At 35.4% G+C, this 23,224-nt stretch carries 23 protein-coding genes; 8 read left to right on the forward strand and 15 right to left on the reverse strand.

Translation table 11 applies throughout. The features are described from left to right. The first annotated feature begins 27 nt into the window (after positions 1–27). The 8 genes from BO15_RS0109390 (at position 28) to BO15_RS0109425 (ending at position 6,771) form a co-directional block, all read left to right on the forward strand. Positions 28–948 carry a D-alanyl-D-alanine carboxypeptidase family protein gene (locus BO15_RS0109390; protein ID WP_242843765.1) on the forward strand — a complete coding sequence of 307 codons (921 nt, stop codon included), beginning with the start codon at positions 28–30 and terminating at the stop codon, positions 946–948. A gap of 78 nt (positions 949–1,026) precedes the next feature. After that, entirely contained in the window at positions 1,027–1,449 is a 423-nt protein-coding gene (locus BO15_RS0109395) for a hypothetical protein (protein ID WP_033154089.1), read from the forward strand. 55 nt (positions 1,450–1,504) lie between these two features. Continuing rightward, positions 1,505–2,896 carry an HlyD family efflux transporter periplasmic adaptor subunit gene (locus BO15_RS0109400; RefSeq protein ID WP_033154090.1) on the forward strand — a complete coding sequence of 464 codons (1,392 nt, stop codon included), beginning with the start codon at positions 1,505–1,507 and terminating at the stop codon, positions 2,894–2,896. 35 nt (positions 2,897–2,931) lie between these two features. Beyond that, positions 2,932–3,636 (forward strand): YggS family pyridoxal phosphate-dependent enzyme, encoded by a 705-nt coding sequence (locus BO15_RS0109405; RefSeq protein ID WP_033154091.1) that lies wholly within the window; start codon positions 2,932–2,934, stop codon positions 3,634–3,636. A 17-nt stretch (positions 3,637–3,653) separates the two neighbouring features. Continuing rightward, entirely contained in the window at positions 3,654–4,166 is a 513-nt protein-coding gene (locus BO15_RS0109410) for a cell division protein SepF (protein ID WP_033154092.1), read from the forward strand. Positions 4,167–4,242: 76 nt separating this feature from the next. Beyond that, positions 4,243–5,334, forward strand: coding sequence for a 3-dehydroquinate synthase (gene aroB / locus BO15_RS0109415; RefSeq protein ID WP_033154093.1), 1,092 nt, complete (start codon positions 4,243–4,245; stop codon positions 5,332–5,334). Continuing rightward, positions 5,334–5,864, forward strand: a complete 531-nt coding sequence (gene lspA, locus BO15_RS0109420) for a signal peptidase II (protein ID WP_033154094.1) — start codon at positions 5,334–5,336, stop codon at positions 5,862–5,864. Before aroB ends, lspA begins: the two co-directional genes overlap by 1 nt. Further along, on the forward strand, positions 5,857–6,771 hold the full coding sequence (locus BO15_RS0109425) for an RluA family pseudouridine synthase (protein ID WP_033154095.1): 915 nt from the start codon (positions 5,857–5,859) through the stop codon (positions 6,769–6,771). Before lspA ends, BO15_RS0109425 begins: the two co-directional genes overlap by 8 nt. An 18-nt stretch (positions 6,772–6,789) precedes the next feature. On the opposite strand, the gene BO15_RS0109430 is transcribed toward BO15_RS0109425, so the two are convergent. From BO15_RS0109430 to BO15_RS0109495, 15 genes are all read right to left on the reverse strand, one after another. Beyond that, a complete protein-coding gene (locus BO15_RS0109430; protein WP_033154096.1) occupies positions 6,790–7,854 on the reverse strand; it encodes a tyrosine-type recombinase/integrase in 1,065 nt (354 codons plus the stop codon). A gap of 300 nt (positions 7,855–8,154) precedes the next feature. Continuing rightward, positions 8,155–8,652: a nucleotidyltransferase domain-containing protein gene (locus BO15_RS0109435; RefSeq protein ID WP_033154097.1), complete on the reverse strand. Its 498-nt coding sequence runs from the start codon at positions 8,650–8,652 to the stop codon at positions 8,155–8,157. A gap of 178 nt (positions 8,653–8,830) precedes the next feature. Then, a complete protein-coding gene (locus BO15_RS0109440; protein ID WP_033154098.1) occupies positions 8,831–9,166 on the reverse strand; it encodes a hypothetical protein in 336 nt (111 codons plus the stop codon). Next, the gene (locus BO15_RS13640) at positions 9,159–9,308 is read right to left on the reverse strand and encodes a hypothetical protein (RefSeq protein ID WP_157752337.1); all 150 of its coding nucleotides are present in this window, start codon (positions 9,306–9,308) and stop codon (positions 9,159–9,161) included. The genes BO15_RS0109440 and BO15_RS13640 overlap by 8 nt, the downstream gene beginning before the upstream one ends. A 44-nt stretch (positions 9,309–9,352) precedes the next feature. After that, positions 9,353–10,621, reverse strand: a complete 1,269-nt coding sequence (locus BO15_RS0109445) for an AAA family ATPase (RefSeq protein ID WP_033154099.1) — start codon at positions 10,619–10,621, stop codon at positions 9,353–9,355. 233 nt (positions 10,622–10,854) lie between these two features. Continuing rightward, positions 10,855–12,192: a replicative DNA helicase gene (dnaB, locus tag BO15_RS0109450; RefSeq protein ID WP_033154100.1), complete on the reverse strand. Its 1,338-nt coding sequence runs from the start codon at positions 12,190–12,192 to the stop codon at positions 10,855–10,857. Between the two features lie 245 nt (positions 12,193–12,437). Then, positions 12,438–13,874, reverse strand: coding sequence for a hypothetical protein (locus tag BO15_RS0109455; RefSeq protein WP_033154101.1), 1,437 nt, complete (start codon positions 13,872–13,874; stop codon positions 12,438–12,440). A 97-nt stretch (positions 13,875–13,971) separates the two neighbouring features. After that, on the reverse strand, positions 13,972–14,682 hold the full coding sequence (locus BO15_RS0109460; protein WP_033154102.1) for a hypothetical protein: 711 nt from the start codon (positions 14,680–14,682) through the stop codon (positions 13,972–13,974). Between the two features lie 24 nt (positions 14,683–14,706). Continuing rightward, entirely contained in the window at positions 14,707–15,915 is a 1,209-nt protein-coding gene (locus tag BO15_RS0109465; RefSeq protein WP_033154103.1) for an MBL fold metallo-hydrolase, read from the reverse strand. Between the two features lie 16 nt (positions 15,916–15,931). Beyond that, positions 15,932–16,915, reverse strand: a complete 984-nt coding sequence (locus tag BO15_RS0109470; protein WP_033154104.1) for a helix-turn-helix transcriptional regulator — start codon at positions 16,913–16,915, stop codon at positions 15,932–15,934. Between the two features lie 263 nt (positions 16,916–17,178). Next, positions 17,179–18,651: a glycoside hydrolase family 32 protein gene (locus BO15_RS0109475; protein WP_033154105.1), complete on the reverse strand. Its 1,473-nt coding sequence runs from the start codon at positions 18,649–18,651 to the stop codon at positions 17,179–17,181. Between the two features lie 41 nt (positions 18,652–18,692). Then, positions 18,693–19,679 (reverse strand): LacI family DNA-binding transcriptional regulator, encoded by a 987-nt coding sequence (locus BO15_RS0109480; protein ID WP_033154106.1) that lies wholly within the window; start codon positions 19,677–19,679, stop codon positions 18,693–18,695. A gap of 94 nt (positions 19,680–19,773) precedes the next feature. Continuing rightward, positions 19,774–20,619 (reverse strand): carbohydrate ABC transporter permease, encoded by an 846-nt coding sequence (locus tag BO15_RS0109485; RefSeq protein ID WP_033154107.1) that lies wholly within the window; start codon positions 20,617–20,619, stop codon positions 19,774–19,776. A 12-nt stretch (positions 20,620–20,631) separates the two neighbouring features. After that, positions 20,632–21,528 carry a carbohydrate ABC transporter permease gene (locus BO15_RS0109490; protein ID WP_033154108.1) on the reverse strand — a complete coding sequence of 299 codons (897 nt, stop codon included), beginning with the start codon at positions 21,526–21,528 and terminating at the stop codon, positions 20,632–20,634. Between the two features lie 113 nt (positions 21,529–21,641). Continuing rightward, positions 21,642–23,000: a sugar ABC transporter substrate-binding protein gene (locus BO15_RS0109495; protein WP_033154109.1), complete on the reverse strand. Its 1,359-nt coding sequence runs from the start codon at positions 22,998–23,000 to the stop codon at positions 21,642–21,644. Positions 23,001–23,224: the final 224 nt, after the last annotated feature.

The following is a 23,224-nucleotide window of genomic DNA, read 5'->3' on the forward strand; positions in this document are numbered from 1 at the left end:
CTGATTATTTGTATATCTTTACCGCTTATGGCATGTGGTGACACTTCTGAATCTGTTGCATCGTACCAGATGTATGATACTTCATTTACATATGGTATTACTCATAATGGAGCTACATCAAATGTTCAATTATTTGCAAAGGATTTATGTGTAGCTGGTACAGATGATTTAGGCACTTCTGCAGTTGATTCTCAAGTTGCAGGTGCTGCAGGCGCTTTCAACACTACAGAGCAATCGGTTGTATATGCCCAGTCATTGCATGAAAAGATGTATCCTGCATCCACTACTAAGATACTTACGTCTTATATAGCTTGTTTATATGGTAATTTGGATGATTATTATACTGTAAGTGCAAATGCAGTTGATCAGGCTAGTGATTCATCTGTTATTGACTTGAAAGAGGGAGATGTGATTAGTCTTAGAGATTTGCTTTATGGGTTAATGCTTAGATCAGGTAATGATGCTGCTGTGGCTATCGCAGAAGGTATAAGCGGAGATGTAGAAACATTTGCTACTTTGATGAATAGTACCGCTAAATCCTTGGGTGCAACAAATTCGAACTTTATTACGCCTAATGGATTGCACGATGAAAATCATTACACCACTGTATATGACATGTATTTGATATTAAACGCTGCTATGTCTAACGAACAGTTTTACACAATATTTACTGCAAGCACATATACAGCAAGCTATACTAGTGGTGGTGAAGCAAAGACCCAGGAGTGGAAGACTACAAATCAATATATTACTGGCAATGTAAATACACCTTCAGGTTTCACTATTTTAGGTGGTAAAACTGGTACAACAGGAGCTGCTGGTTACTGTTTGGTCCTTCTTTCAGAAAATGAGGACCACGACAAAATAATATCGATTGTTTTTAACGCAGATTGTCGTTCTAATTTATATCTGCTCATGAATGAAATACTTAGTAACTATTGCCTATAATTTGGCATTTAGTATTTAGGTTTTAACAGCATTATGTTAAAATTGATATAACTAAAAATTTAAGGGAGGTATTTTGACATGGTGGAAATTATTTCAGGCGAAAAGGGTAAAGGCAAGACAAAGTATTTACTTGACAAGGTTAACAGTGATGTCAAAAAGGTTGACGGATCTGTTGTTTACATTGACAAGAATACGAAGCACATGTATGAACTTGATTCGAAGATTCGATTGATAAACATGGGGGATTATCCAGTCGAATCTACAGATGAGTTTTTAGGTTTCCTTAGTGGAGTTTTATCTCAGAATTCTGATATTCAGGAAGTATTTCTTGATAGTTTTCTTACTGTTTCCTACGTTGATTCATCAGACGGTCTTAATGTAGCCCTTAATAAGCTTGATAAGATTTGCAACATGTATGATGTTAAATTTGTTTTATCAGTTAGTAAAAATGAAAAGGATTTGCCAGAAAATGCAAAGGGCAAAATCATAATCTCTTTATAATTTATGAGTATGTTAGGGCACGGTTTGCGTGCCCTATAATTATGTTAGACAATATATGAAAAGAAAAAAGAAAAATGATAACAAAATAATTAAATACCCAAAGCAATACCATTTTTCTATTGGTTTTATCGTTATAGGCGTAATGTTTATCTATATGATGTATCATTTATTTACTTATGTCACTGCAGATAACATTACTGTTTATGAGGTGTCACAGGGTTCTATATCTTCAAATCTCGAGTACAATGCACTTGCTATCAGACAAGAACAAATTGTCACTGCAGATAATTCGGGAGATATTTTATACCTGGCTGAAAATTTTGGTAAAGTTGGTTCGAAATCCCAGGTTTATGCATTGGATACTACAGGTGAAATTTTATCCTCACTGGAGGATTCTGGTGAAGATACAGATGTTGTATTAGATGATGAAGACTACTCAAAGATTCAATCTACAGTTTCTAATTTTTTGATTGACTATGATGGAATCAATTTCCTTAAGACATATTCATTCAAAAATGATTTAGAATCCCAGGTTGAGCAGCTATATACTGTATCGGCTATGGAGTCTATGGGGGATTCATTGGACTCAGCAATAGCTTCTGGCTCTTTTACTATTTATAATAGTGCTACGCCGGGTTTGGTTGTGTATTCTATTGATGGAATGGAAGACTTAACTACAGATACATTTACAGCTGATTCTTTTGATACTTCCGAGTATTCTTCTGAAAACCTTAAAGCACAAGAATCTATTGTTGCAGGGCAACCTGTATATAAGCTTATTACATCAGACCATTGGAATTTAGTATTGGAAGTTGATAAGACTTTGTATGATTCTCTTCAGGAAGAATCCTATTTAAAGATAAAATTTCTAGAGGATGACACCGAGACTTGGACAAACCTTGCATTTCAAGAAAAAGCTGGAAAATATTATTTAGTTTTAACTTTGGATGATTCCATGGATCGTTTCGCTGATTCGCGTTATGTCCATGTTAAGATTATTAACAACAATATTTCAGGTTTAAAAATTCCTAATTCATCTATCGTAGAAAAAGAGTTCTATACAATACCTAAAGACTATATGATGCAGGGAAATAACAGCGATGAAGCTGGATTCCTACTTCAATCTGGTTCGGAAAATATGTATATTACTCCAACAATCTACTACGAATCTGATGATTATTACTTTATAGATGACGAGATTGTCACAAGAGGGGATAAGTTAATTAAGCCTAATTCCAATGAGCAGTATGTAGTTGGTTCTACCACTGATAAATTGGAGGGAGTATATAATGTCAATAAAGGCTATGCTGTATTTAAACAAATAGAAATTCTTTATCAGAACGATGATTATTCTATTATTAAAACTGGTACAAACTATGGTATATCAATGTATGATCATATTGTACTACAGGGCGATGAGGTAGAAGAAAATTCAATCATAAATTAATAAATAGAGTCTTGATTTAATTAAGGAGATTTTATATGAGAGAGCAAGAATTAAAAGAGAATTTAACAAACGTTGAAGAAAGAGTTGCTGCGGCATGCAAAAGAGCTGGGAGAGCAAGAGAGGAAGTTACTCTTATTGCAGTTAGTAAGACAAAGCCAGTAGAGGATTTGCAGGTAATTTATAATTCAGGTATTCGTAACTTTGGTGAGAACAAAGTTCAGGAACTCACAGGGAAGATTCCTGAGATGCCAAATGATATAGATTGGCATTTGATTGGTCACCTTCAGCGTAATAAAGTTAAATATATTGTAGACAAGGTCAAGCTTATCCATTCTGTAGATAGTTATAGATTAGCAGAAGAAATAAATATTCAGGCTAAAAAGCATGGTATAGTTGTACCTATTCTTATTGAGGTAAATGCAGCTAATGAGGCTACAAAGTTTGGTGTGAAGCTGGAAGAGACATTACAGCTTTGTGAAGAAATATCTCATTTAGAGAATGTTCACATCGAAGGATTAATGACTATAGCACCAAATGTAGTGGTTTCTGAAGAAAATCGACCAATTTTTAACAAAATAAAGGCATTATCGGTTGACATAGCAAGAGAAAACCTTGATAATGTAGATATGAGAATTTTATCTATGGGAATGACAAATGATTTTGAAGTTGCCATAGAAGAAGGTGCTACTCATGTACGTGTAGGTACAGCAATCTTCGGCGAGAGAAACTATAATATTTAAATAAAGAGGAGTATGTTATGTTTGAAAGAATGCTTGACGCGATGCATCTTAGTGACGACTACGACGATTATGATGATGATGAATTATATGATGAGGAAGAGGATAAATCCTTCTTCAACAAATTCGGAAAGAATTCAGACGAAGAAAGACGTCCAGTTTTGAACAAGCCTTCTGAAAAAGAGACTAGAGCTGCTAAACCAGCTCCAAAGATTACACCTATGAGAAATAAAGGGAAAGGAACTGTTATGGAGGTTTGTGTTATTAAGCCATCTTCATTCGAGGATGCCAGAGAGATTTCTGAGACACTTTTAGCAGATAGAACCGTTTTACTTAACATGAAAGGTTTGGATTTAGGAGTTGCTCAGCGTATCATTGATTTTACATGCGGTACATGTTATGCAATCGATGGTAACCTTCAGAGAATCGAAGATTACATCTTCATTATCACACCTGCAGGAGTTGAGCTATCTGGTGATTTAGCAGGAATCGTTGATGCCTTTGACTTTACAGGAATTCAAACAGGCTTTTAAATTATAAGCACCAGATTATCTGGTGCTTTTCTTTTTACTTATGTTGACTTGCTTTTGATCATTACGGGAGAATAGAATGCTTCAAGATTTACTAATCAATTACGAGAACAAGCCATGTTATAAAATTGTATTTAGACCCGATTTTTCTGATTTAATAAATGTGTTTAATTCAGAAGTAAACCATCAATACGATAGGATTTGCATTGTTACAGATTCTAATGTGGCGCAGCTATACTTGGGTGAAATTATATCAGGATTTAAGAATACTAATTCGGAGGTTTATTCGTTTAGCTTTGACGCAGGCGAAGAATCTAAAAATCTCGATGTTGTTAATTTGTTATATCAGCATTTAATATTACATAAGTTTACTAGAAATTCGTTGCTTGTAGCATTAGGCGGTGGAGTTGTTGGAGATTTAACGGGATTTGCTGCAGCTACTTTCTTAAGAGGTATTGATTTTATTCAAATTCCTACTACATTGCTTTCACAGGTTGATAGTTCTGTAGGTGGTAAAACTGGTGTTGATTTTAACCAATATAAAAACATGGTTGGCGCGTTCTACATGCCAAAGCTTGTTTATATGAATATTGGTTCTTTAAATACTCTGGATGATAATAACTTTATTTGTGGTATGGGCGAAGTTATTAAAAGTGCTCTTATTGCTGATAAGGATTTCTATAATTGGCTTAAGGAAAATGCTTCATTACTAAAAGAACGTAATTATGATGCGTTAGCTTATGCTGTTGGAAAGTGCTGTGGAATTAAAGGCCATGTAGTTGAAATTGATCCCAAGGAAAAAGGTATCAGAGCGTATCTTAATTTTGGTCACACCATAGGTCATGCTATTGAGAAGCTTAAGAATTTTATGTTGGGACACGGACAGTGCGTAGGACTTGGTATGGTCTCAGCAATTTATTTATCTAACAAATTATCTTACATATCGGATGATGAGGTTTCTGATATTATTGATACTTTGAAGGAGTTTGATATTCCGGTTAGTGTAGATGGTTTGAATCCAACAGAAGTTCTTGCAGCTACCAAGTCAGATAAAAAAATGACTGGAAACAAGATTAAATTTACTATATTAAAGGCGATAGGTCAGGCCGATTCATATTTGGATTTTTCCGATGAAGATTTGCTTTGGGCTATAGATAAGGTGCTAGTTTAATGTTTTACAAATATAAAAAATCAGTTTCATTGCTTTATAGCTTAATACTTATAATTTTACTTATAGCGCTTGATCAGTTTACTAAGGTTTTAGCTGTGAGACATCTTATGAATAAGCCAGATATAATTCTTATTTCTAATGTATTGCAGCTTCATTATCTAGAAAACACAGGTGCAGCTTTTTCAATCTTAGAGGGAAAGCAGATTGTATTTGCGATTATTACACCGATTCTACTGGTTGCTCTTTGCTATATTTTGGTAAAGATGCCTCAGACTAAGAAGTATCAGGCTTTAGATTATATTATTGTTTTTTTAGTAGCAGGAGCTATAGGCAATTATATCGATAGAATCATGAACAATTATGTTGTTGATTTTATTTATTTTTCGCTTATCAATTTTCCTGTATTTAATGTTGCAGATTGCTACGTTACAGTTTCTGTTATTTTACTGTTAATTCTTATAATGTGGTATTATACAGATGAGGATTTAGATGATATTAAAAAAGGATTAAAGATTACAAAGAATGGATGAATTTACTTTATCAATTGAGGATTCTGCAGATTGTGGAGTCAGAATAGATAAATATTTAGCTCAAGCATTACCTGAGAAATCACGAAGCTACTATCAAAAAGCCATTGATAGTGGCTTTGTTTTAGTTAATGGAAAACAGGTCAAATCTAAATATCAGACCAAACTTGGTGACGATATTGTTGTAAGCATAGAGCCAGTAAAAGAGATAGATATTCAGCCTGAGGATATTCCTATTGAAATTCTTTACGAGGATCAGGATGTAATTGTTGTTAATAAGCCTAAGGGAATGGTTGTGCATCCGGCACCAGGTCATTATTCTGGTACACTTGTCAATGCACTTATGTATCATTGCAAAGATTCATTATCTGGAATTAATGGAGAAATTAGACCAGGAATTGTACATAGAATAGATATGAATACTACAGGGTCTCTTTTAGTATGCAAAAACGATAAAGCTCATAATGATATTGCCGCTCAAATCAAAGTGCATTCAGTAAATCGTATATATAAGGGAATCGTTATTGGAAATTTTAAAGAGAACGAAGGCACGATAAACGCTAGAATTGGCCGAAATCCGAAAGATAGAAAGAAAATGGCTGTAGTAAGTGATGGTCGTGAAGCAATCACTCATTTCAAGGTTTTAGAGCAATATAAAGGCTATTCTTATGTACAGTTTAAGCTGGAAACTGGAAGAACCCATCAGATTCGTGTTCACATGGCTCATATAGGCCATCCATTGCTTGGGGATGACGTTTATGGAAAGCCAGTTAAGAATCTTCAGGGCCAAACTCTTCATGCTCAAACAATTGGATTTGTTCAGCCTACTACTGGAGAATATGTTGAAGTAGATGCTCCGTTGCCTGCTTATTTTGAGGATTTACTTACTAAATATAGAAAAATGGTATAGGAATTCCTATACCATTTTTTATGTATCTTTTCTTCGGAAATCTACTGCATTGCGGGCCTGTCGTTTGTGCTCGTCTTCAATAGCAGCGTAGTAGTCGATTGTAGTATTAATATTTTCGTGGCCTAATACATCAGCTACAAGCCTGATATCTCCGGTTTCACGATAGAGGGCAGTACCATAGGTGCTTCGAAGCTTATGAGGCGTGATTTTTTTGTTTGGAACCACTATTTTGGCGTATTTCTTAACGAGATTTTCAATGGCATCAACACTAATTCGCTTTCCTTGAAGGGAATAGAAGAGAGCAGTTTCATGGCCTTCTACAGGATTTATATATTGGCGTTCGCCATTTATATAGTCTTTTAGAACGTCTGCGACCTCCTGATTGAAGTAGATAACGTCCTGTCCGCCTCCCTTTCGAACGATTGTTAAAGAATTAACATGAAAATCTACATCATTTAAATCCAGGCCATTACATTCGCTGACTCGGATTCCGGTATTTAGCATCAAAGTAAGGATTGCAAGGTCGCGGCCGCGTGTTTTTTGATTATACATGCGTTGACGCTCAGATGTATAGGCAGTTCCGTTATCAATGGCGTCTAGAATTGCTTGAACCTCATAATTGTTCATTCTAATGATGTTTTTGTCTTTTTTGAGCTTTGGTAATTCAACTGTAGCCGTTGGATCATCGTCAATATTGTGTCTGGTATAGTGATACTTGAACATACCACGTAATGGAGACATTTTACGAGCGATTGCTTTTTTATCATTTTCGTGTTGTTCGCCTACAACATTTAATTCCAAATAACGTTGGTACTCAATAATATCATCAGCTGTAATTTTATTTAAAACGCCGTAATCAATTTTTTTGAGGTCTGAACCATCAATTGTAGGGTTGGAGGCTCCTAAAAATCGAAAAAAAGTTAATAGATCATAGGAATATGAAATTAAAGTGCTAGGCTGAGTTGTATGTTCCTTAGAATAAATATAATCAGCAGCACACTTAGGAAGCTGTGAGATTAACTCACGTAATTTGATTTTTTGATTCTTTGTTTTGTCTTTATAGAACTGTGAATCTTTACCCATATTGTAAATCCTCCCAAAAATTTGAAAAAACAGGGGATAGATAGAAATGCCGTATTTTCGGGCTTTTTTAATACTATCTATCGGATAAACAGATATTTAACCGATAGATACATTTTACTCTCTTCTGCGTTTTTTTGTCAAGTGCTATATTTAACGCCCGTAACTTTTTTTAGTAAATGCAAAATTCCGATACTTAATGCAAATTTTCACAGGTAAAAGCAAAACCTATAGTGCTATTGCATTTAGTACCGGAAATATTAGGCAAAATTAAAGGAGCCAAACCAGCTCCTTATAATATATTTATTTAATTAGACAAATTTGAATTTGTCTTTCCCGTGCAAATCGTTCTAGTTGCTCTGCCTTCTCTAAACGTCCCAGCTTTCTATAGGCTTCAGCTTCATATGAAAGTTTCAACACCGGAACCTGATATCCATTCCAATCAACATAATCAAGCAATGTATCTAGCGGGATGATGTTCTCCCATTCATCGGCTGGCTTCTTTTGAATATCTCCCATAACCTCAACTTCCATTCCATCAACTAAAAACTTTCCGAAGTGAGATCGAATCTTTTCATTACCACTGAAGTTTACAGGCTGTACCTCGTATTCCTTTAACAACTCGCCTAAGATATAAGCCGTTGCTTCATCAGTCTGAATATCTATATCGTGAGGCTCATAATCCATCCCCTGAAGTGCAAAAGATGTACTTCCTGTTAATCCCCAGCAAACATCCTTACCGGAATCATGTAATAGCATACATATCTTTAGCAATACTTTTTCATGTAATTCTGTAAGCATTGTGTCACTCCTACAAACAACGATTTTTCAATGTCTTTATTCTAGTAGATTTGACTATCTAATTAAAGCTTTAATTACCATATTTCCAATATTTGTTTATTAGATTTATACTAATACTGTTCTGCAAACCGATTACCTATAGAATTTGCGTAACTTTTTTAGTAAATGCAAATCGCCATCAATCTAAGTAACATTTGTAGTGCTTGCTACCATCATAATGAATTATTGGCATATCGTTAAGTCCAAATTGCTCCATTATGATAGGGATAAACTCTTCACCAATGTTTATATTCATATATAGTAAAGGCTTGCCTTTATTACTAAATTCCAATCGTCCTCGTGGATAATAATAATATGGTTTGTTACATTTTTTCGGTTTCACATAATCCCATAATAACTTATGATTATAGTTATTTCCTGACTTTGCCACGCCAAAATTTATATTGCTATCAAAAGGAACAGCAAGTATTTCACCTTCAATAAGCCAAAACACACCTCGAATATAGTCACTCATAGATTTCTCCGTCTTTTACAATTGTATTATTTCGGATCATGGCGCGCTTTACATCATCAATAGACATAGTTTTAAATCTTGTATAACAAAGATTCTTTAGCTTAGTATAGGCTCTCTCTGTATAAGATAATTCTTGATTCATATTCTATCCTTCAAACATTATTAATACACTTCTTCATAAAAGCCTTACATAACTTCCTCTCCATACATAATAGCCTGTATATCTGAGTATATTAAAGTTGTTTTTTCTAATAATGCATTTGCCAATAAATCCAGTAATTCACGATTCTCTATCAGCATCTTTTTTACTGCCATATAGTTTCTTTCCATAACAGCAATCATTTCTCGGTTTCTGTTTTCAGCTACAAAATCTCCATTACCATCCTCAATCCAATTATGGAAACCATATGAGCAATAATTATCCACTAGTTTTGAAGCTCTATCAAACGCATTATGTAAATCTCTATTTGTACCCAAATCGGTTTCGCCTAATACCACCTCTACTGCCGCTTTTCCAGCGAGTGACACTTTTATTAAATTCTCATAATAATCATAAGTATATTCACTTTCAGGAATCCGAGAATATCTTACAAAACCTTGAACGTGACTATCTATCTTTCGAATTGATACTATACTTACAGATTTTGGATCAACAAGCTCTGCTATCAGTGCATGTCCTGCTTCATGATATGCGGTTCGAATACAGGTCTTTTCACTCAAGTTTTCATCACTTCCTCTAATATCAAAAACTTCCTCTAAACACGCTTCAACAAAATCATCCATTAGAATATATTCATTATTATTATAAGCTGCCCTCATTGCCGCTGTTTTTATGATTGTTTCAAGCATCGCACAGGAATATCCATCAAGCATTCTAGCAATTGATTCAGAATCAACATCTTTCACATTATTCATTCTTTTTAAATAATGATCAATTATAGCAATCCTGTCTGACTTTTGCGGAACATTAAATATTATTGCCTTACCCAGTCGTCCATCACGTTGTAAAGAATCAGGAATGCGTCTACTATCGTTTGCTGTCGCAATTACGAATACATCTTTTTCTCTGACTTCGTCTATGCAAGCCTGCACTGCGACAAACTCTTCCTCATTGCCTCTATGAGCTTCTTGTACTGCGAACTTATCAATATCGTCTAATAAGATTATTGACGGAGCTGCTTCAACAGCCTCACTAAATGTTGTGTTTATTTCCTCAAGAAATCTTCCATCAGAATATTTTTTTCTTATTGTAAAAATCTTCCTACCTGTGGCACTTGCAAAACAATTTGCCATTGTTGTTTTACCCGTTCCTGGAGGGCCAATAAATAATATGCCATTCCGCATATAGGCTCCCATTTTTTTATATTTCTCCGTATTCTTAAGCATGTCTATAATTATTCGTAATTCGTACTTGATATTTTCATATCCTACAATTTCTGAAAAAAAATCTTTCATTATCAATTTCCTTTCCTTCAATATAATGAAAAGCCTTTGTTACTTTATATGCACATAATAGAAAAAACGATGTGCCTTTTTTGGCACATCGCAAAATGTTCTATACTGACTAGGTATTTTCTGATGATAGAAATAACATCTCCATCTTTTATAGTTTTACCTATAATGGAAAACTACACTATTAATTATTACCATTACAAAAAAGAGACACTAAAGTGTCTCAAAATTATTTGTTATACACCCCCCTGTGTATAATCCTTATTAGCAAATTTAGTAAATTCTGGCAGCCATGCTAACTCAATAGTCGCAAGCTCGCCACCTCTATGTTTTCCAATAATCAGTTCTGTTGTGTTTTTCTTGTCCGAGTCATGATTGTAGTACTCATCCCTGTAAAGAAACATAATAATATCAGCATCTTGCTCAATTGCGCCAGACTCTCGAAGATCCGACATCATTGGTCTCTTATCAGTTCTGTCTTCTACACTTCTTGATAGTTGTGATAAAGCTATAATGGGAACATTAAGTTCTTTAGCTATCATTTTTAGACTTCTAGAAATTTGAGATACTTCGACCTGTCTGTTGTCAACACGCTTGTCTCCATCCATCAGCTGTAAATAATCGATTATAATAACTGCTAAATCACCATCCGCTGCCAGTTTTCTACATTTATGTCTCAACTTTTGTGGCGTCAGTCCACCAATGGCATCATCAAGAACAATATTTGAACAACCCACTTTCGTGGCTGCTTGAATCAAAAGTTCCCAATCTGCCTCTGTTAGATTTCCAGATTTCATCTTTTTAGAATCAACATGCCCTTCTTGCGCCATAAGCCTTCGGGCCAATTGTCCCTTTGGCATTTCTAGCGAAAAAACAGCTACCTTTTTCTTCAATTCAATTCCTATATGAGCTGCTATATTAAGTACAAATGCAGTTTTACCCATAGCAGGTCTTGCAGCAACAATTATTAAGTCTCCCTTTTGAAAACCTTGAGTAACCCCATCTAAGTCTATAAATCCAGATGCTATCCCTGTTAACTCGCCTTTATTTCTGGCTGCCATTTCTATGGCTGTTAATTCCGCCAATACTACTTGCTTTATAGAGCTTTCATCAGTGTCTCCATGCTTTTGATTTAAAGCAAATATATCTGCTTCTGAATCAGCAAGAATGCTATCCACATTATCCGATTCTTCATAGCAACGTTGTTCAAGTGATTGTCCCACTCGAATTATATTTCTTAGTATTGACTTGTCCTTAACTATTTTTGCATAATCTTTTGCATTTACAGAGGTAGGAACCTCCAAAATTAATTCTTTGATTAGTTCTTCTACATTTATTCCTAAATCGATTTCTCCTACAGCAGCCATAATTGTTATTTCGTCCACTGCCTGCTGCGAATTAGTCAAATCTATTATGACTTGGAAGAGTATGCCGTATATTTTCTGATAAAAATCATTCTTTGTTAATATTTCTGAACATACATTTACTGCTTCATTGTCTATGATCATTGAGCCTATTATTGCTCTTTCTGCTGCCAATGAATGTGGCACACTTTTTTTCAGTGAATCATTCATTTTTTGAATCTCCTGCCATCTCAATTTAAAATAAAACAAATATCATCAAAATCATTATCTCAACAAAAGATACTTCTCCTCATATCCTTACACAGCCTCCATTAAGAATCATTACAAAGTTTTGCATACAAAGTTGCCATTCGTAGAACATCTTCAAAATCTTCTATACTTGGTCTTTTTACATCCCTTAAGGGATAATATTCATTCAAATCATATGATTCCTCTAAGACCATATCTTTCTTTGGCTAAATCTCAGATTTCAATCCTCTGTATTTTTCTACCGCCTCCATAAACTCTGATCTAAAATAGACTTTAAGCCAGGCCATTTCATATATCATCAGCGAAAAAGACGCAACATGGGATTTATTAAAGCAGTATCTCGCTTCATCCCATAGCACTTCATATATTGCATTTGCAACAGGTGCATCTATACCAGTTTTCTCTTTTGCCCCATTCATAAAGTCCACTCTCATATCCTCAACAGCAAGATGGTGCCTCTTAGATAGTAATCTACGACATAGGTCACTTTTTTCAGGTGAGAATCCCCCTATATCCTGCAATATCCGCATGACCTGTTCCTGATAGATCACACAGCCATAGGTTGTGCGCAAGATTGGTTCAAGCTCCGAGCATTCATAGGTGATGAATTGCTGATTCTTTATGTTATGCAGATACTTCCCTACATGCTCTTCAGGCAAGAACCTATCCAAGCTTATTGCTGCCATGAGCTCATCCATTGTTTTAGGCCATATTGTTTCGAACAAAGTAACGTCCTCAGTAACCAAGGGTTCATGATATTCATGCCAGTTGCCATTATCATCAGGATGCCACCATGTTAAATATGTATGCGGGTCACATCTGTCAAAATAGAGGATTCCCTCTGTTTCATCTGAAGCCAGAAGCTCAAACACAGCTGGATCGTTTTTATCAATTCCTGCTATTTCTATTCTCTGCCCTTTGCCACTCGATATATTATCGATGGCATCTTTGATAATTGAAAGTTCCACGCATTCATTAATACTAATGTCCAGCATTTTCAAAAGCCCAGGCATTCCGCTTCCATACTTTTCAGAAAGATATTCAAATATTAAGGACCTGCCGCCTCTCTGCACATCAATCCTAATGCAGTAAGACGGAGTTTCTCTTTCTATGTTTAAGTAGCGTTCAAAAGAAAGGCTCTCTTCTATTGGATCTACTCTTGTTATTCCAAGGCAATATGCAACAAGACACCCTGGTAGAGCGCCACTCCCAGGAGATATCATTAAATTCTTTGATCTCGCATATTTGATGAAGTCTTGAATAATAAGGAATCCGCCAACCATTCCTTTTTGTTTTATGATTTCTATCTCGTGTGTCAAACGAGTATATACATCTGCAGATGCATCCGGGTATCGCTCGGAAAAGCCTCGCCTGCATAGGTCTTTCAATACTTCCAAAGCTGTTTTACCATCTGGCACTAAGCCGCTCAACAGCCCCTCCTCACAAAGCTCGGAAAAATACGAAATAGGGTCCTGAATTGTTATACCGGCGTCATGGCCATCATAAATTGTAGTATCAGTGACTTTCAAACTTGTTCTTCCTTCATCAGTAACCCTTTGAGTTGTCACGATATATTTCTTATACTCTTCGCTGAATTTGTACTCTTTCGCTAAAACTATGTCTTTCGTCTCTTTAACCATCATCAGCTTACCTTTCTGTTACCTTTCTGTTCATTTATGCAATAATAAAAAAAGCAATGTGCTGTTTTTAGCACATTGCTCTTTTAGCTACTCCTATTTCTTAATCAAAAGGTTTAATGGTAAATTCGTTTATATTATTTTTCTTTGCATAATCAATAACAAATACCGTTATATGTTCAGTTATTTCTAGCCAATCAGCATCCTTCTTTTTTCTTAATTGGACAATTGTATTATATTGGTTACTGTCTCTAAATACAGCAATTGCAGGTTTAAATTCTAATAATCTATCCACTACCGAATAAGTAAGTATTTCTGAAACCATACGGCTTATAGTCTCTTTACTGTTAGATGGTTTCACTTCCGCACCGTACACTACATTATCATAGTTTAAAACCAAATCAATACCTCCAATTCCTGGAATATCATACCTTGAAGGATATTCAAACTCCTCAATAGATATTGTCCCAACATTTTTCCAGCGTGGTAAATTGCAATTTATACAATTCTTTGGATAATCTTTGTTGAAATAAAACATGCAATGACATATTTGTTTTTCCCCTCCGCTTCGTGGAGTATCTTTAAATCCTTTGCAACTAGTGTGATCTGGTTTTAATTCTTTACCTTTCCTGGCATTAGGGTCCACTAAAAAATCAGATAATACTTTCGTGTCTATAACACCATTTTTATATGCTTTCTTACATTTTTCAGCTATTTCTTTTAAATACTTTTTTTCCTTTTGCAACGTATCTTCCAAGTGCTTACATTGATTCTTTAATGCACGTTTGTTTTTATAGTGCTCCATTTTAATCATATTAAACACCTCATCTTCTACATTTTACACTTCTATTTCTTTTCCGTCCTGTGTATGTACCAGGCTTGTAGAACTTTGTATTATAAGTTTCTCCACTCCATTATCAGTTGCAGATGTATGATGAATCAACAATTTCTCCGGTTTTACTATATCAATTGCCCTCTCCAAATCTTCCTTCGTCACATGCCCTGAAACATGTGCCCTTATCAGATTGTCACCAGCATAGTCAACCAGAGTCTTTACATCTGAAAGCTTATTAATATATCCACCCCACATAGAATAAATCAAACATGTGTCTTCTGGGTGTCTTTCAAAAAAATCTTTTACAATTAATTGAAAAGAATGATTACTTCTAACAACCCTTCCAAATCCGGCCTTCTCAGCCTTTTCTAATACATATTCACTATCGTATAGTACTTTGTTAGATTTGAATTCTTTTTCCCTATCCTCATCATATATCTGCATCAAATCATACTGATACCTGTCAGTTATCATATACTTCCCATATGGTACACATCTTGAAAATGAAGCTATTCTATCTAGTTGTGAAGATGAAGCCAATAAGAAAACGTATTTATACTTTTTAAATGCGTCTTTAAAAGCTGGTATTAAAGCTTGCTCTGTAAGATATGGCACTTTCAACGCGGTGTCTTTAGAAATATTTGTCCCTTCTGTAATCATCAAATCAATATGTCCAAGATTCATTAATGAAGCCTCTACTTTGTCCTTATAGAAACCGTGCAAACGATAATCACCAGTAATAAGAATTCTTTTACCATATGCTTCTATTAAGAACATTACAGAGTTAACAGCAGAATGGTCTGATTCTAACGCCGTTATAGTGAACTCTTTAATCCTAATAGGCTTACCAATTTCAATCTCATTAACATTATCTGCCCATACTGCTCCCACTACGCCTTTTTTATAATCCTGTTGAAGCTCAAGAATTTTCCGAGCATGCTTTTCCATATAGACTGGAATCGCCACATCAACAAAATCAACCTCACCGATATGATCCCCATGATAGTGCGTGAGAAAAATACCATTGCAATTAGTAGTACCAGTAGTAACACCATCTATATCAAGTCTAGCTTGCTCACCTTCTCCTTCTAGTGGTGCTCCTATATCAAATAACAATCTAGTATCATCTGTAAATATTTCCGTGCACACTCCACCAATCTGCTTTGCACCTCTATGTAGTCTAACTTTTACAGTTCCCTGCTGCGTTTCCATACTCTATCTCCTGTCATTAACAATACTTCTTTTCTATTTCTTTGCATGCGCTCTGGATGCGTTCTCTCATACTTTCTGGTTCAAGAACTTCAATGTTCAATCCATACTGCATTGCCCAGTAGAAAAAAGTATCTGGATTGCACTTCAAACTAGCAATAATCTCATCTTCACCTTCTGGTACAACTCTAAAATCCTTTCCAAAGCTATCCACCAGATTATCCATAAGATTCTCATGAGCTTTTAACTTAATATGAATACTCTCACCAGAATACATATAAAAATGCTCTGCTAAATAATCCTTTAAATTAAGACCTCTTTCATAGCCATGAATACTTTTAATCGGCTTATTTTTATCTTTCAGTATCTCCACGTTGGCAATCCTATCCAGCCGGTAATGCGAGAGATTCTCATATTCCTCTGTCTTTGCTATGAGATAGTATTTACCTCTATTACTAATCATTTGGTAAGGACTTACTATGTATTTTTGACTGCGTTTAGGGTGAAGCTTAAAATCAATTCCATATTGCAGGTAAGAAAACGATATCTGTCGACCTTTTGAAATAGCTTCATCTATAATTGCTATAGAATCCATGACCATTGGATTATCAGTATTCTTCCCACTTGAAGTGCTGTGAATATGAGATACATGCGCTTTAAAGTATTTATTAGAATAACGTTCTAGCTTTTTTACAAGTGAATGGGCATCCTTGTCAGAAATGGCCCCAGATGTAAAAATACTATCTATCAAAAGACGCAATTCTGCGTCTGTAAAATCTCTAGTATTCAAATAATATCCCTGTTTTGCCACGATATCATAGCCCATCTCTTGAAGGCTTACTATGTTATTTTTGACAGCTCTTCTTTCGCAATCCATTCCATAATTGTACTTAAGCAAATCAATAATATCCTGTTGTAGAAGCCTATGCTCACTATCTGAATACTCTCGGAGAATATCCAATATAAGCATATTTAACATTTTCTTTGTCCCTGTTCCATACATAGTCTTGTCTCCTCATAAAAATGTATCTACCAAGGATAATAACACTAATCTATGTGCATTTTATGGCACATAGATAATCTGAAAGAAATTCTATCATGCATCACTCTCAGAGTTATCATCGCTATCATTTTGAGCTTTTTGTGGTTTACAACCTAGCACTGCCAATAAATAAAAACACAGAGGTGGAAATTCACTTTTTAGCGAATCTCCACCTCTGATTTATATATGAGAATTATGAAGAGTGAAAATGACTATATTTTGGGTTACAGCATCAAATCCCATTTAGTAATATCTATATATGCTTCTGATGTCGCCTGGAATGTAATATCTGTTGCTTGAATAGGTGTATAAAAAGTATTTGAAAGTACTCGTTCACCTTCATTTAGGAAAATTTCTGCACTGTAACGGTCTAATAGAATCCGCAGCTTCAATTTATAAGGGGTTGTTTCAACATCTCTTACATTGAGAATGTCGCAGTTAAAGCCACAGTTATTTCTATCAAATCGAAATAATCCACTGTGTGGAAAATACTGTATTATAGTCTCATTTTCATGGTCTTTTGCAAAGGCAATTGTAACCACATCATTGGTTGTTGCCTCTGGCATTTGTAAGCAAATATCCATATCAAGAATTCGCCCATTAATACCGTCCAATTGCATAGGCTCCTTGAATGTCACACCTTGATAAGATACTCGATTATCACGATACTTTTCTAATTCCTTAACAGGCTTTTGCAAAAGCCTTCCATCTTTAATAGATAGCTCTCTTGGTATTGACATAGTTCCAAAGAACTTATTGTCATGGGGTTGATTTCTACTTGATTCCCAAGATTGCATCCAGCCTATAAGAATTCTTCTGCCATCAGGTGTCTCCACCGTTTGCGGAGCATAAAAATCAAGCCCCTGATCAACGCTTTGAACGCTCTCACGTTCAAATTTGTGTTTCTTTTTATTGTAACTACCTAAAAGACAAATAGAATTATTTCCATTATGAAATTCTAATTTCTGAGCTCGCATTTCCTGAGGTGAAACTAACAAAACCTGTGTATCATCCAACGAAAAGAAATCTGGGCATTCCCACATTTTTCCATATTTATTATCACTACGATCCAAGGTTGTTACATATTCCCATTGCTTCACATCAGGACTTTGAAATAATAAGATGGCTCCGCTGCCATCCTCTGTTCTATTTCCCACGACCAAATAATATAATTGATCGTCCTTGTCGTACCAGATTCTAGGATCTCGAAAATCTGCTCTGCTACCACCCTCTGGGAGCAACGTACCATCTATAACAGGATTATTTTCAAGCTTTATATAGTCAATACCATCTCCCACAGCTAAGCACTGTGTCTGGGTAAATTCTTTTGTTTGAGGATCCTCAACTACGCCTGTGTACATCAATGCATGAGTTCCGTCAGCTAACTCTATAGCACTACCAGACCAACAACCAAAATCGTCATACTCTTGATCTGGCGCCAATGCGGCTGGCAAATATTCCCATTTAATAAAGTCTTCTGTGCAAGCATGCCCCCAATGCATTGGTCCCCAGCTAGTATCATATGGATAATACTGATAAAATAAATGGTATTTTCCCTTATAATAGGAGAATCCATTAGGATCATTCATCCATCCAACTCTAGGAGTAAGGTGAAAGGCTGCTCTGTCACTTACATTGACTTTAGCCTCTTCCTGTAGTTCATACTCTCGCGCCTTAATTAATGATTTACTATTCATAAAAACTCCATTATCGTTTTTATAAATTTGCCTAAATCAGATTAGTTAATAGCTGTTGATTGATCACGATGTAAACTAACAGATAAATGAACATCACTACTGTCAATAGTTTTACCGTTAATTAAATCCATCATAATCTTCACTGATTGCTTGGCCAAATCATCAATAGGCTGACATACAGTAGTCAATCCAGGGCTAGCCAATCTACTAATTTTTGTTCCATCGTAACCTACTACTTTTAGCCTTCCTGGAATATCAATTCCCAGCTCATGAGCTCTTTTCATAGCAGACATCACCGTGAAATCCGTTCCAAATATGCCATCTACATCAGGATATTTTTCGAAGAATTCATATGCATTTCTGTCTGCTGTTGCTTCAGATAAATCATTTATATCTGTAATAATTTCCTGATAACCAAGTCCGTGTTCACGGATTATTTTTTCGAATACGTCGTGTCTTAATGACGCTGGTGAATTCACGTTTGAGGAGCCACGAAACTGTAGTACATTTTTACAGCCAGCCTGTATTAATTCCATGGCAGCAAGGCGTCCACCTTCCTTATGATCTACTGACACGCATGGTATACCGCGACCAAATGTATGATCTAAAGCAACAATAGGACGATTGATATTAAAATATTCTTCATTAGTAACAGAGTGAGTACCGCAGATTATACCATCAACCATATTGCGTTTTAACATATCAAAGTACTGTAGCTCATAGCTTTCCTCTGACCATGTATTGCAAATCATAGCTTTATAATCATGTGCGAGCAGCTCTACTACCAGTTTATCAACGAATTCTGCAAAAAAAGGATGAGAAATCTGAGGGATGATAACTGCAACTATACCTGTTCTTTTATAATATAAATTTCTAGCAATCTCATTTGGGGTGTAATTAAGTTCACGGATAGCCTCCATAACCTTTTGCTTTGTTTCCTCTTTTACATACCCATTTTCACTAAGTACACGAGATACAGTTGCTACACCTACTCCAGCTTTTTGCGCAACATCTCTAATTGTCGCCATAATTTCTTACCCTTTCATGTAGATATTTTAGTTTAAGATATCTGTTTTTGGGCAAATTTTCAAGTTAATTTATTGCTTTTATTATATTTATTTTTTATCCTTTTATACCCGAAGATGCTATACCTTCAACGTAGTATTTCTGCATAAATATGAACATAACTATCATAGGAATTGCAGATAATACCAGTGATGCCATGATAGCACTATAATGTACAGGCTGTGTTCCAAAAAATGACTGAACGGCAAGCTGTATAGTGCGACTTTCCTTACCTGTCATTATCAAGAATGGCCACATGAAATCATTCCAATGAGCCACAAAATCCAAAATAAATACTGTAGCATATACCGTTTTTGATATAGGCATTACAATGCTAAAGAAAGTTCTGATTGGTGAACTACCATCAATTGAAGCTGCTTCCAATAAATCATCAGGAATATCCTTGAAAAAGTTGTAAAACATATATATTGAAAAGCATTTTGCAATTGATGGAACTACCAATGCTGGCAGTGAATTTACCCAACCTAGCTGTGACATTTCAATGTACATTGGAAGTAAAATTGCCTCCATTGGCATTACCATTAATGCAACTACAAAGCTAAGAATTAGCTTTCTTCCTTTGAAACGAAATTTTGCCAATGCATATCCGCATATTGAATTGATTAATAAATCAAATACTAAAATAAGCAAAATATATGTGATAGTGTTCTTAAACACGTTCATCAAATCAACTCGTCTGAAAACCTCAATATAGTTATCAAAGCTTGCATCTTCAGGAACAAAAGTCTGTATTGAATTCATGTTAGCAAATATTTTTGCTTCTGGTTTTAACGATGCTGAAATCATCCAAATCAAAGGAGAAACAAAGATAATTCCAATTATTGTATTACCAGCATAGAATAGAATTTTCTGAAGTGCCTTCTGTGCTTTTAAAGATTTCATAAGCTACTCCTTTCATTCTTCTGATGTTATTTTTTGCAAAATTAATGACATTGCCACAACAATCACAAAGAATACAGCTGCAACTGAACAGGCATATCCAAAATTTCCTTTTTGAAATCCCTGGGTGTAGATGTAATACACCATGGTTTTTGTGGAATTTCTTGGACCACCCTGTGTCATTACATATGGCTGTGTGAATAGCTTCATCGCCTGAATCATAGTAATCATAATGACATACTTAATTGTTCCTTTAAGATTTGGTATTGTGACAAACCAAAACTGTTGCCAAGGTGTTGCCCCATCAACTGATGCAGCTTCGTATTGATCTCTTGGAATTCCCTGCAATCCTGCAAGAAAGATCATCATCTGATAGCCTGCTCCTTGCCATGCAGACATAAAGATGATTGAATTCATCGCTGTTCTCTCATTGGTCAAAAAGTTAATTGGTTCAAGACCAAGATTTACTAATAACGCATTAATTAATCCAGTATTAGGATTAGAGTTGTATAAAACAGTCCAAAGAACAGCAATTACAACCATAGATGTTAACTGTGGACTGAAATACATAGTTCTAAATATTGCTACACCTTTAAATTTTTTTGAAACTAACATTGCCAATGCCAATGCTAATGCACATTGGACTGGCACAACTATAATAGTGAAATAAAAAGTATTTTTTAATGAAATCCAGAAGTCAGAATCAGTAATCAATTTGTGATAGTTTTCAAAACCAATGAATGTTATATCATTTGGTCTCATAACCTGATACTGGAACACTGAATAGTACACTGTATATATAATCGGTACAACCAAAAACGCTATCAGTAATACTACTGCAGGCAATGAAAAAACATATCCAGCAATTCGTTCATCCCGTTTTCTTCCAGACATTTGCTCTGTTTTTGCCATCGATATTGCTCCTATTTTTAGAATTCCTTTACTGCTAAGCTACTAGCTATGCTATATAAAAGTCGCACCATAATTGATGCGACTTTTAATATAGTATCATCAAGCCTTACTAATTAATTTGCGTAGTAAGTGTTATAATCTTCAGCAAAACTGTCTGCTACAGAATCTAACTGTTCTTTAATGTATGATTCATCAACAGCTTTTGACGAAGCAGCCTCTGAGAAAATATTTGACATTGCTTCTGCATAATCTGTTGAGAAAGTTGCATATGATGGAGTTCTTGGACGAGGAGCAGCTGAATTCTGAAGCTGTTCTACGAATAAAGCTCTTGGTCCTTCTGCATAAGAAGCCATACATTCCTCATCATAAGCTGATGCTCTAGTTGCAGGCTTAGCAATTGCATCTGCATATGAAGCAACATTTTCTGTATTCATTAACCATTTAAGGAACTCACCTGTAGCCTCTACATTCTCGCAATCCTTTGAAATAGCTGCTGACCAGTCTCCACATGGAGAAACAGCCTTATGAGTATCATCAGCAACTGGATAATATGTTACGCCCCAATCGAAAGTTGCATTAGCCTCAAGTGTAGCTACATCCCATGAACCACCTAACTCAGTAGCGCATGCGCCATTTAAGAATTCGTCTGTAATAGGATCTACATTTGCATAACCTTTTGCAATTAGGTCTGCAAGAAATGCTGTTGTCTTTACAGATTCGTCACTATTTACATAGCCATCTGCTGTAGTTCCATCATCTGAAATATAGTCCTTACCTTCTGAAATATACATTGGCTCAAGAGCATAAGGAATACCCTCGCCGTGGTCCATAATAATATGTGTTCCTACATAACTATCTGTTGTACATTTCTCAGCAATTTCTGCCATTTCTGACCATGTTATTGGATTATCAATAGTTCTTGAATCCAAGTCATCAGTATCAACACCACATTCCTTTAACAAATCCTTGTTGTAGTAGAATGCTACACCAGACTGTGTTGCTGATATTGCATATAATTCACCATCATATGTACATTGAGCCTGTGTTGCAGGATCAAAATCATCAATACTATCACTAAAATAATCAGTGATTGGAACAATAAGTCCATTAGCTGCATAGTATGAAACCTGTGGTCCGTCTACAAAGAATATTGAAGGAAGGCTATTTGATGTTACAGCTGTTGCGATTTTATTATCATATGCATATGAATCTGAACGATCAATCGCCTCACGAGCTGCCTTCATGTCTGGATGAGCTGTGTTCCATTCGTCAATCTTTTCTGCCCACCAATTCTCAATAGATTCTTTATCACTTGGTGACCAAATAGTAATTACGGCATCGTCCATATCACCTTGTGTTGCGCCTTCAGTACCTGTGCTTGCATCTCCACCTGTAGATTGTGAAGACCCGCACGCCATAAGAGATGAAGCCATCATAATGGCAAGACCTGAGCAAAGAATTTTTCTTTTCATTTTTTCTCCTCCTAGTGTAAAAACATATATGGAACCCGTTCCATATCCCCTCAATAAAAAACGCAGCCCGGTCCTGCGTCATTATATTATTATATGGAACCCGTTCCATATTTTCTATGCTTATAAAATACACCAACCATTATGGTATGTCAATTAAGGTTTTGCTCAAATACTACACAAAAAAATACTCCCCATTTTATGCATTATTCTCTCATAAATGGGGA

The organism is Pseudobutyrivibrio ruminis HUN009 (assembly GCF_000703005.1).
GTDB lineage: Bacteria > Bacillota > Clostridia > Lachnospirales > Lachnospiraceae > Pseudobutyrivibrio > Pseudobutyrivibrio ruminis_A.

Coding starts and splice junctions, on each gene's coding strand:
- BO15_RS0109425 (WP_033154095.1), top strand. CDS start 5,857: ATGGATGAATTTACTTTATCAATTGAGGATTCTGCAGATTGTGGAGTC.
- BO15_RS0109490 (WP_033154108.1), bottom strand. CDS start 21,528: ATGGCAAAAACAGAGCAAATGTCTGGAAGAAAACGGGATGAACGAATT.
- BO15_RS0109455 (WP_033154101.1), bottom strand. CDS start 13,874: ATGATGGTTAAAGAGACGAAAGACATAGTTTTAGCGAAAGAGTACAAA.
- BO15_RS0109495 (WP_033154109.1), bottom strand. CDS start 23,000: ATGAAAAGAAAAATTCTTTGCTCAGGTCTTGCCATTATGATGGCTTCA.
- BO15_RS13640 (WP_157752337.1), bottom strand. CDS start 9,308: ATGAATCAAGAATTATCTTATACAGAGAGAGCCTATACTAAGCTAAAG.
- BO15_RS0109470 (WP_033154104.1), bottom strand. CDS start 16,915: ATGTATGGAACAGGGACAAAGAAAATGTTAAATATGCTTATATTGGAT.
- BO15_RS0109460 (WP_033154102.1), bottom strand. CDS start 14,682: ATGATTAAAATGGAGCACTATAAAAACAAACGTGCATTAAAGAATCAA.
- BO15_RS0109480 (WP_033154106.1), bottom strand. CDS start 19,679: ATGGCGACAATTAGAGATGTTGCGCAAAAAGCTGGAGTAGGTGTAGCA.
- BO15_RS0109410 (WP_033154092.1), top strand. CDS start 3,654: ATGTTTGAAAGAATGCTTGACGCGATGCATCTTAGTGACGACTACGAC.
- BO15_RS0109440 (WP_033154098.1), bottom strand. CDS start 9,166: ATGAGTGACTATATTCGAGGTGTGTTTTGGCTTATTGAAGGTGAAATA.
- BO15_RS0109390 (WP_242843765.1), top strand. CDS start 28: ATGGCATGTGGTGACACTTCTGAATCTGTTGCATCGTACCAGATGTAT.
- BO15_RS0109395 (WP_033154089.1), top strand. CDS start 1,027: ATGGTGGAAATTATTTCAGGCGAAAAGGGTAAAGGCAAGACAAAGTAT.
- BO15_RS0109445 (WP_033154099.1), bottom strand. CDS start 10,621: ATGAAAGATTTTTTTTCAGAAATTGTAGGATATGAAAATATCAAGTAC.
- BO15_RS0109430 (WP_033154096.1), bottom strand. CDS start 7,854: ATGGGTAAAGATTCACAGTTCTATAAAGACAAAACAAAGAATCAAAAA.
- BO15_RS0109485 (WP_033154107.1), bottom strand. CDS start 20,619: ATGAAATCTTTAAAAGCACAGAAGGCACTTCAGAAAATTCTATTCTAT.
- BO15_RS0109475 (WP_033154105.1), bottom strand. CDS start 18,651: ATGAATAGTAAATCATTAATTAAGGCGCGAGAGTATGAACTACAGGAA.
- aroB (WP_033154093.1), top strand. CDS start 4,243: ATGCTTCAAGATTTACTAATCAATTACGAGAACAAGCCATGTTATAAA.
- BO15_RS0109465 (WP_033154103.1), bottom strand. CDS start 15,915: ATGGAAACGCAGCAGGGAACTGTAAAAGTTAGACTACATAGAGGTGCA.
- BO15_RS0109435 (WP_033154097.1), bottom strand. CDS start 8,652: ATGCTTACAGAATTACATGAAAAAGTATTGCTAAAGATATGTATGCTA.
- BO15_RS0109400 (WP_033154090.1), top strand. CDS start 1,505: ATGAAAAGAAAAAAGAAAAATGATAACAAAATAATTAAATACCCAAAG.
- dnaB (WP_033154100.1), bottom strand. CDS start 12,192: ATGAATGATTCACTGAAAAAAAGTGTGCCACATTCATTGGCAGCAGAA.
- lspA (WP_033154094.1), top strand. CDS start 5,334: ATGTTTTACAAATATAAAAAATCAGTTTCATTGCTTTATAGCTTAATA.
- BO15_RS0109405 (WP_033154091.1), top strand. CDS start 2,932: ATGAGAGAGCAAGAATTAAAAGAGAATTTAACAAACGTTGAAGAAAGA.